At 70.4% G+C, this 15,415-nt stretch carries 16 protein-coding genes and 2 pseudogenes; 14 read left to right on the top strand and 4 right to left on the bottom strand.

What is annotated here, in order from left to right:
• The first annotated feature begins 151 nt into the window (after positions 1-151).
• Genes Q0R63_RS21990 through ppsA form a run of 4 tightly spaced genes read left to right on the top strand, consistent with a single transcriptional unit; the run spans position 152 to position 4,851 of the window.
• On the top strand, positions 152-403 hold the full coding sequence (locus Q0R63_RS21990) for a hypothetical protein (protein ID WP_295702167.1): 252 nt from the start codon (positions 152-154) through the stop codon (positions 401-403).
• On the top strand, positions 400-1,584 hold the full coding sequence (locus tag Q0R63_RS21985; RefSeq protein WP_295702165.1) for a 4-hydroxybenzoate 3-monooxygenase: 1,185 nt from the start codon (positions 400-402) through the stop codon (positions 1,582-1,584). The genes Q0R63_RS21990 and Q0R63_RS21985 overlap by 4 nt, the downstream gene beginning before the upstream one ends.
• Before the next feature lie 37 nt (positions 1,585-1,621).
• Positions 1,622-2,452, top strand: coding sequence for a pyruvate, phosphate dikinase/phosphoenolpyruvate synthase regulator (ppsR, locus tag Q0R63_RS21980; RefSeq protein WP_295702163.1), 831 nt, complete (start codon positions 1,622-1,624; stop codon positions 2,450-2,452).
• The gene (ppsA, locus tag Q0R63_RS21975; RefSeq protein WP_295702162.1) at positions 2,449-4,851 is read left to right on the top strand and encodes a phosphoenolpyruvate synthase; all 2,403 of its coding nucleotides are present in this window, start codon (positions 2,449-2,451) and stop codon (positions 4,849-4,851) included. The genes ppsR and ppsA overlap by 4 nt, the downstream gene beginning before the upstream one ends.
• 12 nt (positions 4,852-4,863) lie before the next feature.
• Here ppsA and Q0R63_RS21970 read toward each other — a convergent pair whose 3' ends face one another.
• Positions 4,864-5,898, bottom strand: coding sequence for a zinc-binding dehydrogenase (locus Q0R63_RS21970; protein WP_295702160.1), 1,035 nt, complete (start codon positions 5,896-5,898; stop codon positions 4,864-4,866).
• A 5-nt stretch (positions 5,899-5,903) separates the two neighbouring features.
• Entirely contained in the window at positions 5,904-7,454 is a 1,551-nt protein-coding gene (locus Q0R63_RS21965) for an NAD(P)/FAD-dependent oxidoreductase (protein WP_295702159.1), read from the bottom strand.
• Positions 7,455-7,523: 69 nt separating this feature from the next.
• Here Q0R63_RS21965 and Q0R63_RS21960 point away from each other — a divergent pair, with 69 nt between their 5' ends.
• The 6 genes from Q0R63_RS21960 to Q0R63_RS21935 all read left to right on the top strand — a co-directional run bounded on the left by Q0R63_RS21960 (position 7,524) and on the right by Q0R63_RS21935 (position 11,666).
• Positions 7,524-8,558: an AraC family transcriptional regulator gene (locus tag Q0R63_RS21960; RefSeq protein ID WP_295702157.1), complete on the top strand. Its 1,035-nt coding sequence runs from the start codon at positions 7,524-7,526 to the stop codon at positions 8,556-8,558.
• A gap of 34 nt (positions 8,559-8,592) precedes the next feature.
• Positions 8,593-9,183 carry a molybdopterin-dependent oxidoreductase gene (locus Q0R63_RS21955; protein ID WP_295702155.1) on the top strand — a complete coding sequence of 197 codons (591 nt, stop codon included), beginning with the start codon at positions 8,593-8,595 and terminating at the stop codon, positions 9,181-9,183.
• Positions 9,180-9,932, top strand: coding sequence for an FAD-binding oxidoreductase (locus Q0R63_RS21950; protein ID WP_295702153.1), 753 nt, complete (start codon positions 9,180-9,182; stop codon positions 9,930-9,932). Before Q0R63_RS21955 ends, Q0R63_RS21950 begins: the two co-directional genes overlap by 4 nt.
• A gap of 19 nt (positions 9,933-9,951) precedes the next feature.
• Complete coding sequence (locus Q0R63_RS21945) at positions 9,952-10,212, top strand: DUF6510 family protein (protein ID WP_295702151.1); 261 nt, start codon at positions 9,952-9,954, stop codon at positions 10,210-10,212.
• A gap of 220 nt (positions 10,213-10,432) precedes the next feature.
• Complete coding sequence (locus Q0R63_RS21940; RefSeq protein WP_295702149.1) at positions 10,433-11,011, top strand: TMEM165/GDT1 family protein; 579 nt, start codon at positions 10,433-10,435, stop codon at positions 11,009-11,011.
• A 73-nt stretch (positions 11,012-11,084) separates the two neighbouring features.
• Complete coding sequence (locus Q0R63_RS21935) at positions 11,085-11,666, top strand: peroxidase-related enzyme (RefSeq protein ID WP_295702147.1); 582 nt, start codon at positions 11,085-11,087, stop codon at positions 11,664-11,666.
• Here the strand turns inward: Q0R63_RS21935 and Q0R63_RS24690 are convergent.
• Positions 11,627-11,941, bottom strand: a pseudogene (locus Q0R63_RS24690) (hypothetical protein); the annotation flags it as partial. The gene Q0R63_RS21935 and the pseudogene Q0R63_RS24690 overlap by 40 nt on opposite strands.
• A 118-nt stretch (positions 11,942-12,059) precedes the next feature.
• Positions 12,060-12,242, bottom strand: a pseudogene (locus Q0R63_RS24685) (serpin family protein); the annotation flags it as partial.
• 400 nt (positions 12,243-12,642) lie between these two features.
• On the opposite strand from Q0R63_RS24685, the gene Q0R63_RS21925 reads away from it, so the two are divergent.
• From Q0R63_RS21925 to Q0R63_RS21910, 4 genes are all read left to right on the top strand, one after another.
• On the top strand, positions 12,643-13,257 hold the full coding sequence (locus Q0R63_RS21925) for a hypothetical protein (protein ID WP_295702143.1): 615 nt from the start codon (positions 12,643-12,645) through the stop codon (positions 13,255-13,257).
• 155 nt (positions 13,258-13,412) lie between these two features.
• The gene (locus tag Q0R63_RS21920) at positions 13,413-13,955 is read left to right on the top strand and encodes a SigE family RNA polymerase sigma factor (protein WP_295702140.1); all 543 of its coding nucleotides are present in this window, start codon (positions 13,413-13,415) and stop codon (positions 13,953-13,955) included.
• Positions 13,952-14,476 (top strand): hypothetical protein, encoded by a 525-nt coding sequence (locus Q0R63_RS21915; RefSeq protein ID WP_295702139.1) that lies wholly within the window; start codon positions 13,952-13,954, stop codon positions 14,474-14,476. The genes Q0R63_RS21920 and Q0R63_RS21915 overlap by 4 nt, the downstream gene beginning before the upstream one ends.
• A gap of 25 nt (positions 14,477-14,501) precedes the next feature.
• Positions 14,502-15,415, top strand: a 914-nt coding sequence (locus tag Q0R63_RS21910) for a PHP domain-containing protein (protein WP_295702136.1), incomplete at its 3' end; no start/stop codon positions are given.

Below are 15,415 nucleotides of genomic sequence, written 5' to 3'. Positions count from 1 at the left end.
GGACTTTTAATCCGTAGGTTGTGGGTTCGAGTCCCACGGGGCCCACGAACCCGCAGGCCACAGGTTCTGCGAGGACGCTCGTGGGGACACCTGCGGCGCACATGCCGCGACCGCGTGGCCGATCATCGAGGAAGACCGGAGGAGCGTCCCCGTGAAGTCCACCTCCGTCGGCACCGTCACCCAGTGGTCCTCCGACGACGGTTGGGGCGTCATCGAGAGCGTCGACACCCCCGGCGGCTGCTGGGCCCACTTCTCCGTCGTCCTCGGCACAGGCGACGAGCTGCGGGCCCTCACGGTCGGGGCGGTCGTCCGCTTCGCCTGGGAGGCCGGTGAGCAGGACGGGTTCAGCTTCCGGGCGACCAGTGTCGGCTCCGGAATGGCCCCACCGGTGAGGTATCGATGACGTCATCCACCACACGCACCCAAGTCGGCATCGTCGGCGGCGGCCCGGCCGGCCTGATGCTCTCCCACCTGCTGGCCCTCGACGGCATCGACTCGGTCGTCATCGAGAGCCGGACCCGTGCGGAGATCGAGCAGACCGTCCGGGCCGGCATCCTCGAGCGTGGCTCGGTCCGGCTCCTCGTCGACTCCGGGGTCTCGGACCGGGTCCTGCGCGAGGGCCACGAGCACGAGGGGATCGACCTGCGCTTCGCCGGGTCCAGTCACCGGATCGACTTCCAGGACCTCGTCGGTCGCTCCGTGTGGCTCTACCCCCAGACCGACGTGTTCACGGACCTCGCCGACGCCCGGTCGCGCGACGGCGCCGACATCCGCTTCTCCTGGACGGCCACGAAGGTCGACGGGGTCGAGACCGACCGGCCCACGATCGAGGCGACCGCGCCCGACGGCTCCGCGCATCGGATCGAGTGCGACGTCGTCGTCGGATCGGACGGATCCCGGAGCGTCTGTCGGCAGCAGATCCCGGAGGGACGGCGGACGGACTACTTCCGGGAGTATCCCTTCGCCTGGTTCGGCATCCTGGCCGAGGCGCCACCGAGTGCCCCCGAGCTGATCTACGCCCACTCCGACCGCGGCTTCGCGCTCATCAGCCAACGCACCGCGACCATGCAGCGGATGTACTTCCAGTGCGACCCCACCGAGGACCCCGGCCAGTGGTCGGACGACCAGATCTGGAGCGAGCTCCAGTCCAGGGTCACCGGCCCCGACGGTCTCGAGCTGGTGGAGGGACGCATCACCGACAGGTCCGTCCTGCGCTTCCGCAGCTTCGTGACCGAGCCCCTGCGCCACGGCCGCCTCCTGCTGGCCGGGGACGCCGCCCACACCGTCCCCCCCACCGGCGCCAAGGGGCTCAACCTCGCCCTCGCCGACGTGCGCGTCCTCGCCGAGTCGCTCCAACGGTTCCTGCTCAAGGACGACCACGAGGCGCTCGATGCCTACAGCGAGCAGGCCCTCGACCGGGTCTGGGGAGCGCAGCACTACTCCTACTGGATGACGACCATGCTGCATACGCTGCCCGGGAGCACCCCGTTCGACCACCGACGCCAGATCGCGGAGCTCACGACCCTCGTCGGCTCGTCGGCGGGTTCGACGTTGCTGGCCGACGGCTACACCGGCTGGGCCTGACCCTGAGGCGGGTGAGCGCGTTACTAGGATGGCACTCATGACCGACGTGGGCGTCGTCCCGGTGTTCTTCCTCTCGGACAGCACGGGGATCAGCGCCGAGACGATGGGCAACGCGTTGCTGATCCAGTTCCCCCAGCTGCTCTTCCGCCGCCAGCTCATCCCGTTCATCACGACGCCCGAGGAAGCACTCCGGGTGGTGGCGCTCCTCGACGCCGCAGCCGAGGGGCCGGTGCGGCCGATCGCGTTCACGACAGCCGCGACGGACGAGATCAGGAGGGTGCTGCACACGACGAAGTGCCCGATGATCGACTTCTTCGAGCTGCACATGACCCGGGTCGAGTCCATCCTCGGGGTGGAGGGCGCGCGGGTCGCCGCCCAGCTCCACGGGGTGGGTGACGTCAAGCGCTACAACGCGCGCATGGCGGCGATCGAGTACGCGATCGAGCACGATGACGGCCAGAGCGTCCGGGCCATGGACCTGGCCGACATCGTCCTCATCGCCCCGTCGCGCTGCGGCAAGACGCCGACGACGATGTACCTCGCGCTCCAGCACGGGCTCTTCGTCGCCAACTACCCCCTCGTCGACGAGGACCTCGAGTCGACCGACCTGCCCCGACCGATCAGCCACCTGCGCGATCGCTGCATCGGTATGCTCGCCACGCCGGCCCGGTTGTCCGAGGTCCGGCAGCAGCGCCGCCCCAACTCGCGCTACGCGTCGCTCGAGCAGTGCACCTGGGAACTGCGACGGGCCCAGGGCATGTATGCCGCGAACCGGCTCCCCGTCATCAACTCCACGACGAAGTCGGTGGAGGAGATGTCCACCGTCATCGTCCAGACCCTCGCCTCGAGAACGAAGGAACGCACATGAGCAACCCGACGGACAACGTGCTGTGGTTCTCCTCGCTGGGGATGGGTGACCTCGACCAGGTCGGCGGCAAGAACGCCTCGCTCGGCGAGATGATCAGCAACCTCGCGGCCGCCGGGGTGCGGGTGCCCGACGGTTTCGCCACGACCGCCGAGGCCTTTCGCCGCTTCCTCGTCGACACCGGACTGCGCGACCGGATCGCCGCCATGCTCGAGGGGGTCGACACCGACGACGTCGACGCCCTCAGCGCCGCGGGCCGAGGGATCCGCGAGGCCATCGTCGAGCAGGAGATCCCGGCCGACCTCGTGACGGAGATCCGCGCGGCATACGACACGCTGTCCGAGGGGGACCCCCAGGCCTCCTTCGCGGTGCGCTCGAGCGCCACCGCCGAGGACCTCCCGGACGCGTCCTTCGCCGGGCAGCAGGAGACCTTCCTCAACATCCGCGGGATCGAGCACGTGCTGCGCGCCGTCAAGGAGGTGTTCGCGTCCCTCTACAACGACCGCGCCATCGCCTACCGGGTCCACCACGGCTTCGAGCACGCGGAGGTCGCGCTCTCGGCCGGGGTGCAGCGGATGGTCCGCTCGGACGTCGGCGCCTCGGGCGTCATGTTCACGATGGACACCGAGTCCGGTTTCTCCGACGCGGTCTTCGTGACCTCGTCCTACGGTCTCGGGGAGGCCGTCGTGCAGGGCGCCGTCAACCCGGACGAGTTCTACGTCTTCAAGCCCGCGCTGCGCGCCGGACGTCCGGCCATCCTCAAGCGAGGGGTCGGCAACAAGGCGACGAAGATGATCTTCACCGAGGACGAAGCCGTGGGCCGCACAACGGAGTTCGTCGACGTCGACCTCGCCGCTCGGGGGCAGTTCTCCCTCACGGACGCCGAGGTGGAGGAGCTGGCGCGGATCGCGCTCACCATCGAGGACCACTACGGCCGACCGATGGACATCGAGTGGGGCAAGGACGGCGTCGACGGCCGGCTCTACGTCCTGCAGGCCCGACCGGAGACCGTGCAGTCCCGCCGGTCGATGACGAGCGTGCGACGCTATCGCCTCTCGAGCCGGAGCGACGTCCTCGTCGAGGGTCGCGCCATCGGCCAGAAGGTGGGCGCCGGTCCGGTCCGCGTGCTGCAGTCGGCCAACGACATGCGCGAGTTCGTCACGGGTGAGGTCCTCGTCGCCGACATGACCGACCCCGACTGGGAGCCGATCATGAAGCGCGCCTCGGCGATCGTCACCAACCGCGGCGGCCGGACCTGCCACGCCGCGATCATCGCCCGCGAGCTCGGGATCCCGGCCGTGGTCGGGACCGGCTCTGCGACAACGGCGCTCGCGGCCGGGCGTGAGGTCACGGTCTCCTGCGCCGAAGGGGACACGGGGTTCGTCTACGACGGGCTGCTCGATGTCGTCGTCGACGAGACCGATCTCGGCGCGATGCCGCCGACCGACGTGAAGATCATGATGAACGTCGGCACGCCGGACCAGGCGTTCTCCTTCTCGATGCTGCCCAACGAGGGTGTCGGCCTGGCCCGCCTCGAGTTCATCATCAACCGGCAGATCGGGATCCACCCCAAGGCCCTGCTCGACCTCGCCGCCGAGCTGTCACCCGGCTTCGACGGGCCTCCCATGGACGCGGACCTGCGACGGGAGATCGAGACGATGATCGCGGCATACCCGGGGCCGCGGGAGTACTTCGTGCAGCGGGTGGTCGAGGGGGTCTCGATGATCGGCGCGGCCTTCTCGCCCAAGCCGGTGATCGTGCGGATGAGCGACTTCAAGTCCAACGAGTACGCCAACCTGCTCGGCGGCGAGGCCTACGAGCCGCACGAGGAGAACCCGATGATCGGCTACCGCGGCGCCTCGCGGTATCTCTCGGAGGATTTCGCCGACTGCTTCGCGATGGAGGCGGAGGCGCTGAAGTACGTCCGCGACGAGATGGGTCTCGCCAACGTCAAGGTGATGATCCCGTTCGTACGCACCATCGCCGAGGCCAAGGGCGTCGTGGCCCTGCTGGCCGAGCACGGTCTGCGGCGAGGTGAGAACGGTCTCGAGGTGATCATGATGTGCGAGCTGCCGAGCAACGCCGTCCTCGCGGACGAGTTCCTCGAGCACTTCGACGGCTTCTCGATCGGATCCAACGACATGACCCAGCTGACGTTGGGCCTCGACCGCGACTCCGCCCTCGTGGCCGGCTCGTTCGACGAGCGCGACCCGGCGGTGAAGTACATGCTGTCCCTGGCCATCACCGCGTGCAAGAAGCAGGGGAAGTACGTCGGCATCTGCGGGCAGGGGCCGAGCGACCACCCTGATCTGGCTGCGTGGCTGCTCGAGCAGCACATCGACACGATGTCGCTCAACCCCGACACCGTCGTCGACACGTGGATGGCCCTCGCCCGCACCTAGAGGACGGACCCGCTACGGCTGGACGAGGATCCGGATCGGGCTGCCCTCGTGGTCGTGCAGCTTGCGGATGCCCTCGGCGATGTCCTCCAGCGGGATGATCTCACTGATCGACCGGGTGAGGTCGAGGCGACCGGTGGACACGAGCCGCGCGAGGACGGCGATGTCGGCGACCTGGTAGCCGAGGTGGCCCAGCACCTGCTTCCCGGTGAGGTTGAAGCCCATCGTCGCGCCGAGCGAGACGGTCTGGGCGCTCATCCCGACGCCCACGAGTCGACCCTTGCGGCGGAGCATCGCCAGGGCCTGCTCAAAGGTGCTCGTCAGCCCGACCGCGTCGAAGGCGACGTCGAGCATCCGGCCCTCGGTCACCTCGGCGATGCCGGCCTGCAGGCCCTCGTCGCGGGGGTCGAAGGCCCGGTCCGCGCCGAGCTCGAGGGAGCGCGCCCGCACGCTCTCGTCGAGGTCGATGACGACGATCGGGCTGGCGCCGACGAGCCGGGCGAGCTGGACGATGTGGGTGCCGATGCCACCAGCGCCCCAGACGCCGACCGACTCCCCGACCCGCACGTCGCCGGTGTGCACGACCGCGCCGTAGGGGGTGGACACCGCGTCCGCGAGGATCGCGGCCTGCTCGAGCGGCACGTTGTCGGGCACCAGGGTCAGGCCGAAGGCCTGCGCGACCGTGTATTCCGCCCAGGCACCGTCATAGGCGAAGGCCATCAGCCGGATGTTCATGCAGTTGCCGAAATCGGCTCGTGCGCAAGCGATACAGGCCAGGCACGGCCGTCCCGCCGCCGGAACCACCCGGTCGCCGACTGACCAGCCCACCACCCCGGCGCCGAGCGCCGCGATCGTGCCCGACGCCTCGTGGCCCTGGGTGATGACGGTCGGGCCCATCGCGGGGAACGACCCGTCGATGAGGCTGAGGTCGGAGTGGCAGATCCCGCAGAACGCGACCTTGATGAGCACCTCACCCGGACCGGGCTCGGGCACCGGCACGTCGGTCACCTCGAAGGTCCGCGTCGTCGTGTCGAGCCGCTGGGCGCGCATGGTCGTCACTTGGCCGCCGCCTGCCCGGCCGCCGCCGTCGCGCGCGACGACCGTCGCGGTGTGCCCCGGAGCGTCTTGTTGAGGTCGGTCCGCATCGTCGTGACGGAGTCGAGCACGTAGTTCTGCCGCACCCGCCACGGGCCGCGGTCCCCCTGTCGGGGGAAGGCCGCGATCGAGCGCTTGACGTAGCCGGAGGCGAGGTCGAGCATCGGGCGCTCCTCGAGGGCGCGGTCCGGGACGGGCTCGACGGCGCCGAAGCTGTGCTCCTCCATCCAGTTGAGGACCTTGCAGACCAGCCGGGACGACAGGTCGGCCCGCAGGGTCCACGAGGCGTTGGTGTAGCCGATGCAGACCGCGAAGTTGGGCACGCCCGTGACCATGGCGCCCTGCCAGACGAACTGCTCGTCCAGGGCGACGGTCGTGCCGTCGACGCTGGGCGCGATGCCACCGAAGGCGAGCAGCTGCAGACCGGTCGCGGTGACGACCACGTCGGCCGGGAGCACGCGTCCCGAGCTGAGCCGGATCCCCTCGGGCACGAACGTGTCGATGGTGTCGGTGACCACCTCGGCGTCCCCGCGCTTGATGGCGGTGAAGAGGTCGGCGTCCGGCACGGCGCAGAGCCGCTGGTCCCACGGGTTGTAGGACGGGGTGAAGTGGTCGGCGACCAGTTGCGCATCGCCGAGGATCTTGGTGTTGAGGCCGAGGAACATCTTGCGCGCGCGCAGGGGGGCCCGCCGGCAGAACTGGTAGAGCCCCGTCGTGAAGGCGATGTTCTTCGCGCGGATCACCCTGTGCGCCAGTCCTGCTGGCAGGACGGCGCGGATCTGGTCGGCCTGCTTGTCATGGCCGGGCACGGCGCTGATCCAGGTGGGGCTCCGCTGGAGCATGGTGACGTGCGCCGCCTCCTCGGCCATCGACGGCACGAGGGTGACCGCGGTGGCACCGCTGCCGATGACGACGACCCGCTTCCCGGCGTACGACAGGTCCTCGGGCCAGAACTGCGGGTGCACCACCTGGCCGGCGAAGTCCGCGATGCCGGGCATGACCGGCGCGTAGGTCTGGTCGTAGTCGTAGTAGCCAGCGCAGGAGTAGAGGAAATCGCACGTCATCGACACCTGCTCGACCCCTGCGGAAGTCCGCCGCTCGAGGGATAGCGTCCAGCGCGACTCGGCGCGCGAGAAGTCGGCTGACACGACCTTCGTGCCGAAGCGGATGTGCTCGTCGATGCCGAACTCGGCGGCCGTCTCCTTGACGTAGGCCAGGATCGAGGACCCGTCGGCGATCGACTTGTCCCCGCGCCACGGCTTGAAGGGGTAGCCCAGCGTGAACATGTCGGAGTCGGACCGCACCCCGGGATAGCGGAACAGGTCCCAGGTGCCACCGATCGACTCGCGCGTCTCGATGAGGAGGTAGCTGCGGTCGGGGCACTCGGTCTGCAGGCGGTAGCCCGCGTCGATCCCCGACAGACCCGCACCGACGACGACCACGTCGACGTGCGAAGGGAGGTCGGGACGAGCGGGCACGGGCGGCACGACGGGCTGATCGGCGATGGTCATTGGTCCAGCCTGCGCCTTGCCGACAGGCAGAACTTGACCTCACGCGACAATTGTTTGACCCTGGACGACATGAGCACCATCCGCTCCGCGGGGCTGCGCGGCTTCCGGGCCGTCGTCGGCGAGCTCGGTGGCGACCCCGACCTCTGCGCCCGCCAGGCGGGGCTGGACCCCGCAGCCCTCGACACGGACGACCTGCTCGTCCCCGGCGTGGCCGTCGCCGCCATCCTCGAGATCGCGGCGGAGCAGCTCGCCCGTCCCGACCTCGGGCTCCTGATCGCCGCCCGGCAGGACCTCAGCATGCTCGGCCCGCTGGCCCTCGCGATCGCCAACTCCCCCACCGTCGGCGACACCCTGGAGTGCACCTCGCGCTACCTCTTCGTCCACGCCCCCTCGCTGCGGGTCAGCCTCGGACCGGATCCGGACGGGGTGCGCGGGGTCTCCGCCCTGCAGTACGAGACGGCGCCCGGCGTGCCGACGCCGGTGCAGGGGACCGACCTCGGGCTCGGGTTCCTCCACCGCGCGATCCGCTCGCTCGTGGGCGGCAGCTACGGGCTGCGCACCGTCGAGCTGCCGCACCAGCCCCTGGCCCCGTTGTCGGTCTACGAGGAGTTCTTCGGGGCGCGGGTGCTCACCGGCCGCCCGGTGGCGATGCTCCGCCTCCCCGACAGCCTCGCCGCCCAGCCCCTGGCCGGCGGCGACGAGAGCATCCGCCGGATGGCGCTCGCCTTCCTCGCGCAGCAGACGCCGCCCGATGAGGACGCCTACGGCCCGCGGGTGCACGACGCCCTGACCCAGACCCTCGGCACGAGCGTGCCCCAGATCGCCTCTGTCGCCTCGCTGCTCGCCGTCCACCCGCGCACGCTGCAGCGAGCACTCGCCCGCGAGGGCACGACCTTCGCCCGGGTCCTGGACGACGTGCGGCGGGATGGGGCCCAGCGCTACCTCACCACCACCGACCTCTCCCTCGGCCAGGTCGCGGGGCTGCTCGGGCTGTCGGAGCAGTCCGCGCTGACGCGGTGCAGCCGCCGATGGTGGGGCGTCCCCCCGCGCGAGCTGCGGCGGCAGGGCGTTGACGGCACCGGCCAGCACCGACAGGCTGGGTGACGTCACTCCCCGCACCGACAGATGGGCAGACCTGATGTCGTTCGTCACCCGCGGCTTCTCCGGCAGACGTCGCGAGCCCGACGCGGACCTCCCCCCGGGCCAGACCCTGGTCGACGACTGGCCGGTGCTGTCGGCCGGTGTCACCCCCCTCGTCGACACCGCCGACTGGGACTTCACGATCACGACGGAGACCGCCACCCACCGGTGGTCGTGGGACGAGCTCCAGGAGCTCGGCGTCGAGGACGTCGTCGTCGACATCCACTGCGTCACCCACTGGTCCAAGCTGCGTATGCCGTGGCGCGGCATACCCCTCGACGTCCTGTTCGAGGACGTCGAGACCGAGCAGGACTACGTCATGGCCCACAGCGTCGGCGGTTACACCACCAACGTGCCGCTCGACGAGCTGCTGGACGGCCGGGCCTGGGTCGCCATTGAGGCGGAGGGTGAGCCCCTGACGCCCGAGCACGGAGGCCCCGCAAGGCTGCTCGTCCCTCACCTCTACTTCTGGAAGAGCGCCAAGTGGGTGCGGGGGCTCACGATGATGGACTCGGACGAACCCGGCTTCTGGGAGAGCGCCGGCTACCACCTCCACGGCGACCCGTGGAAGGAAGAACGCTATTGGTGACCCGACGACCGAGCGTGGGCTGGCACGTCGCGACGGTGGTGGAGTCCTCACCGGAGACCCCGAGCGCGCGCCGGCTCGTGCTCGACGTGCCGACGTGGCCGGGCAACGGGGCCGGCGCCCACCTCGACGTGCGGCTGACGGCACCCGACGGCTACCAGGCGACCCGTTCCTACTCCGTCGCCTCGTCCGGACCCGCCACCCGGGTGGTCCTCGCGGTCGACGCGGTGCCGGACGGCGAGATCTCTCCATTCCTGGTCAACGAGGTCCGAGCCGGTGACCAGATCGAGCTGCACGGCCCGCTGGGGCGCTACTTCCTCTGGCCACCCGGCGACGGCGATCCCGACTCCGACACCGGGGTCCCGGTCCAGCTCGTCGCGGGCGGATCCGGCGTCGTCCCGCTCTACGCCATTGCCGCTCGTCATGCCGAGGTCGGCGGCGGGGAGCTCAGGCTCGCCTACTCGGTCCGCACACCGGCCGACGCCTTCTTCGCTCCGGAGCTCACGGCCCTGGTCGGCGCGGGCCGCCTCCGACTCGACTGGGTCTACACCCGCGCGACCCCTGCGGGATGGTCGCGCGACGCCGGCCGAGTCACGCGGGCGCTGTTGCAGGAGAACACGATCCCCGCGACCCACCGACCGACCGTCTACTGCTGCGGCCCGACGCCGTTCGTCGAGGCCGTCGCCGGCTGGCTGCTCGAGCTCGGGCACGCGCCGGAACGCATTCTCACCGAACGATTCGGAGGCAGCTGATGATGCAGGCGGACGGCTGATGCAGGTGGACGGCAACGCGCTCGCCGGGATCCTCGAGGACGGCTTCGGCCTCGATCTCACCGGCTCCCGAGGGCGCTGTGCGGGCTGCAGCGGGATCGCGGTCCTCGCCACAGCGGTCGTGGTCGTCACGCCGATGGGCACGGTCGCCCGGTGCGCGGCCTGCGAGCACGTCCTCATCACCGTGGTCACCGGTGGCGGTCGCACCTGGATCGGCCTCCCCGGACTCAGCGCGATCGAGGTCAGCGCGATCGAGGTCTGAACGAGATACCCGGTAGTCTTCTCTGCAGCGAGAGGGAGTAGTCCTCAACAACCGCGTCGACATGCTGGCCCTGCGAAGTCTGCCGGGCCCGGTGCGGTGGGCCACCAGCAGCAGCGGTGGCGGACGAGACTTTCGGCCAGCACACGACCCCCTATCGGACGTGCCTGGTCGACAGGTCGTCCCCTCGATCTCCTCGGCCGGGCAGCGAGGAGCCCCACCCATGTATGCGCTCATCCTGAGCACCGCCGTCATCTTCGTCGCCGAGCTCGGCGACAAGAGCCAGCTGATGGCGATGACCTTCGCCACCCGCTACCGCACCCGCGACGTGCTCATCGGCATCACCGCCGCGACCGCGCTGGTGCACCTCGCCTCGGTCGCCATCGGCCACTACGTCGGCGCGGCCTTCGCGTCCAGCCAGTGGATCATCTCGCTCGTCGCCGGCGTCGCTTTCCTCGTCTTCGCCGCCTGGACCCTGCGCGGCGACGAGCTGTCGGCAGAGGAGGCCGACAAGGCCCGAAAGAGCCAGGGCGCAGCGCTGCTCGCGGTCGGGACGGCGTTCTTTCTCGCCGAGCTCGGCGACAAGACGATGCTCGCGACGATCACCCTGGCCGCCGACCACAACTGGCTCGGCGTCTGGATCGGGAGCACCGTCGGCATGGTCGCCGCCGACGCCCTCGCGATCGTCCTCGGCGCGGTGCTCGGCAAGAAGCTGCCCGAGCGCGTCATCAAGATCGTCGCCTCGCTCGCCTTCCTCGTCTTCGGGGTCATCCTCATCATCGAGGGCCTCACCTCACGCTGAGCCCGACTCTCCCGTATGCCGCGACCGCGCCGACGGTCGTACCGCGCCAAGGGAGTCGTGGCAGGCTCGGACCATGGACACGCGCTACCCGTTCGCCGAGCTCACCGACGTCCCGGAGGACATCCGTGCCGCCATCCTCGAGGTGCAGGAGAAGTCGGGCTTCATCCCCAACGTCTTCCTCCTGCTCGCGCGCCGGCCGGCCGAGTTCCGGGCCTTCTTCGCCTACCACGACGCGCTCATGCTGCGTGCGGAGTCGCACCTCAGCAAGGGCGAGCGGGAGATGATCGTGACCAGCATCTCCGCGGCGAACCGGTGCACCTACTGCGTGGTCGCCCACAGCGCGCTGCTGCGGATCTACGAGAAGAAGCCGCTCGTCGCGGACCAGGTCGCCGTCAACCACCGGACCGCCGACATCACCCCTCGGCAGCGCGCCATCCTGGACTTCGCGCATACCGTTAACACCCGCAGCCACGAGGTCGCCGACCAGGACATCGAGGTGCTCGCGGCATACGGGCTCGACGCCGAGGACGCCTGGGACATCGCCTCGATCACCGCGTTCTTCGGACTCAGCAACCGGATCGCCAGCACGACCGGCCTGATGCCGAACCCGGAGTTCTACCTCATGGGCCGCGTCCCGCGCGCGAAGACGGAGTAAGCAGGACGAAGACGAAGGGCCGGTCGAGGAGGAGGGTCAGCTCGTCCTGCCGTTGCCGGGCACTGCTGACCTCCATGGTGACCCAGGCCGGTAAGCAGGTCTTTGAGCGACGCCCCGAAGCCGAGGCGAAACCGCGGCATGGTCAGGGTGGCGGACGCACGGGAGGTGAAGGACGCGAGGACCCGCGACAGGTCGGTGGTCATCAGGTCGAGCAGGGCCCGATCGACGCCCACCGCCGGCAGGATGACGGTCATCGCGAGCTGGTCCCCGGCATACGAGAGACGGACGCCTCCAGCCGGCCCTCCGGGCTATCGTGGCGTCCTCCAGGACGGCGCCCATCATCGGCGCCGACACCGACGACCCGTCGGCCCTGTGGAACGTGCCGGGCACCGTGGCCGTGGGGGCGAAGGGCAGCGCCCACGGCGCCTTGAGGTGGATCGCGTTGACGAGCACCATGCGCTTCTCGTCATCGAGGACGCCTTTCGCGACGAGGTCGGGTATGCCGCCCTTGGTCGCCGCTCCCACCCAGGCGTTGATCCGCTGTCGCGCGCCCTCTGCGTCGTCGACGAAGTCCACGAGCTCGAGTCCGGCGCCGTAGTCCCTCGCCAGGGCGTCGAGGACGCCGAAGACCCGTCCGTTGAAGGCGGTGACGAGGCTGGCACCCTCCCGAGGAGGTGCCGCACGCACCCAGCGGTACTACGGCCAGACCCGCTCCGCCGAGCGCGATCCGCAGCGCCGTAGGCCGCGTCAGTCGACCGTTCCGGATGGTGTCCACATTCCTGACGGACACGCGCCACCGCCGGTTCGTCTGCTTCGGGAGGGGTGGGAGACGAAGCCAGACCCCTTGTTTAGGGCGAAAGAGGGGTAAAGCGCGCGCACCTGTTCCCGGATTGCTCGCCCCACACCCGAACCGGTCCCCTACCCTGATGGATGCAACAGCGTTCGGGGGAACGGACGGCGAAGGGCCCAACACCTGATGAACCTTGACGAGCACGACGGACGGCGCACCGCAGCAGCCCTCCTGGGCTCGGCCGTGATCGGCCTCGCCGCGCTGGGCGCCATCTTCTGGCTCTTCACCGCGGGCTTCAATGCGCCGGCTGCCGGACCGGGCCAGGCGGCCGTGGCGCCGGGTGTCACCGACACGACGATCCCGGACGTCCCGACCACGTCCACGACGTCCGTCGTCGTCCCCTCCCCGACCGGCGTCCCGTTCACTCCCGCGACGGTGAGCGTCGCCCCACCGGAGCTGCCGACGATGACCGCGACAGCCCCGGGCCCGAGCGCGGACCCGACCCCGGCCGCGCCGGTGCCGACGCCAGGTCCCCCGGTCGTCCAGCCTCCGTCGGCCACCTCGCCCCCCGGCATCTCGGAGGTGTCGATGTCGTGCCGCAAGAACGGCGACCGGGTCCAGGGCGGGCTGTCCTTCCGCACCACGACCGCCGTGTCCGTGATGCTGATCGCCGGTGGCAAGGTCGAGCAGCAGGCCGCGGTCGGCCCGGGGGTCGTCTCGGTCACCGCCACCGGCAAGCGAGGGTCCTACTGCATGGCGATGATCGGCACCCAGCGCGTCGGACCGGTCACCGCGTCCTGAGCCCCGACTTCCCCGTCGTGGCGCGCTCCGTCTGACACCATCGGCACCGTCGGGAACGATCGGCCGCGTCGGGAACGATCGGCGCACCCACGGTGTCCTGACGTCGACGGGCGCCGTGCCCGTCGTCGTGACCAGGCGGTCGAGAGGTGGTGAGCATGACCCGGGAGACCCGGGTGAGCCGAGCGCACGACGAGGCGTTCATGGAGTTCGTCCGTGAGCGCTCCCTGGCGCTGCGCCGCACGGCATACCTGCTGTGCGGGAGCTGGGCCGACGGCGACGACCTCGTCCAGGAGTCGCTCTCCAAGGTGTATGTCGCGTGGCCACGGATCGAGGGCGCGGAACGAGCGGCGTTCTCCTACACGCGAACCACGATGCTGCGCACCTATCTCAACACCAAGCGCAAGTTCGGCCGCGAGGTCACCCTTTCTGTCGTGCCCGAGCAGCCGGTGGACGACCACGACACCGCGCTGGCCGTCACCCTGTCGGCCCTGCTGCGCGAGCTGCCCGACAAGCAGCGCGCCGTGCTCGTGCTCCGGTTCTACCAGGACCTCAGCGTGCCGCAGATCGCCGTCGAGCTCGGCATCCCCGAGGGCACCGTGAAATCGACCCTGTCCCGAGGGCTCGCTGCCATGCGCGGCCGTCTGGACGACCCGTCCGACCCGACCAACCCGACCGACCCCCAGGAAGTGACCCCATGACCGAGGACCAGGTGCGCGACCAGCTCCGCTGCGTCGACGACCTCACGCCTCCGCCGGCACCGGACTTCGCTGCCCGCGCGATGAGGGCCTCCACCCTCCGCGCCGAACGCCGCCGCACCTGGGGCAAGGGCGTGCTCGGCGTCGCCGCCGCGATCGCCATCAGCACCCTAGCCGTCACCAACCTGCCGCGTCCGTCGAGCTCGAACAGCTCCGCAGCATCCGGCGCAGCGGCCCCCGGGGTGGCTGCCCCTGAGGCGGCCACGGCGGGTGGCGCGGCCAGTGGCACGACGGGACCGGCCTACACCGCCGCGGAGTGCGCAAGCACCCTGACCGGAGTGCGTGCGGCCATCCCCGCGCTCACGCAGGAGGGTCTGCCGATCCTCAGCGCCGCGTGCGGCCCGCGCGGCGTCGTGGTCGTCCGCGTGAGCACGCCGCTCACCCCCGAGCAGCGCGGCGTCCTCACTGCTCGCTACGGCGCGCACGTCTCGGTCGCCGACCGCGATGGGAGGCCCCTGCCCTGACGCGACGGGTGGAAGACTGACCGCCGTGATCCTCCTCGAACCCCTCGACGCACCGGTGACGCCGATCGAGGCGCTGCGCCGGATCGCCTTCCTCCTCGAGCGGTCGCGGGCCGGCACCTATCGCGTCGAGGCCTTCCGCAACGCCGCCAAGGTCGTCGCCGGTCTGTCCGCCGCCGAGCTCGCCGAACGCACCGAGGCCAAGACCCTCACCCAGCTCTCCGGCGTCGGGGACTCCACCGCCGCGGTCGTGGCGCAGGCGGTGCTCGGCGGGCTGCCGGCATACCTCAAGTCGTTGCAGGAGAAGGAGTCCGAGCCGCTGACCCGCGGCGGTGAAACCCTGTATGCCGCCCTGGTCGGCGACCTCCACAGCCACTCGGACTGGAGCGACGGCGGCTCGCCGATCGAGGAGATGGTGCTCGCGGCGGTCGAGCTGGGTCAGGAGTGGCTGGCCCTCACCGACCACTCCCCCCGGCTGAAGATCGCCCACGGTCTGTCCGTCGCCCGGCTCACCGAGCAGCTCGGCGTCGTCGACAAGATCAACGCCTCGCTGGGGAGTCGTTTCACCCTGCTCAAGGGCATCGAAATCGACATCCTCGACGACGGCAGCCTCGACCAGACCGACGAGATGCTCGGCCGGCTGGACATCGTCACCGCCTCCGTCCACTCCAAGCTGGCGATGAACGCGGCGCCGATGACCAAGCGGATGGTGACTGCGGTGCTCGACCCGCGGGTCAACGTCCTCGGGCACTGCACCGGGCGGCTCGTGACGGGGTCGCGGGGCAAGCGGGCGCAGTCGGAGTTCGACGCCCGGGCGGTCTTCGAGGCGTGCCTCGAGGGCGACACGGCCGTCGAGATCAACTCGCGCCCCGAGCGCTGCGACCCGCCCGACGAGCTGATCGAGCTGGCCCGCGACCTCGGCTGCCTCTTCACCATCGACTC

This window comes from Lapillicoccus sp. (assembly GCF_025353065.1).
Lineage (GTDB): Bacteria > Actinomycetota > Actinomycetes > Actinomycetales > Dermatophilaceae > Lapillicoccus.
Note: the sequence above shows the minus strand (reverse complement) of the source record. Positions and strands in the feature narration are given on the sequence as shown.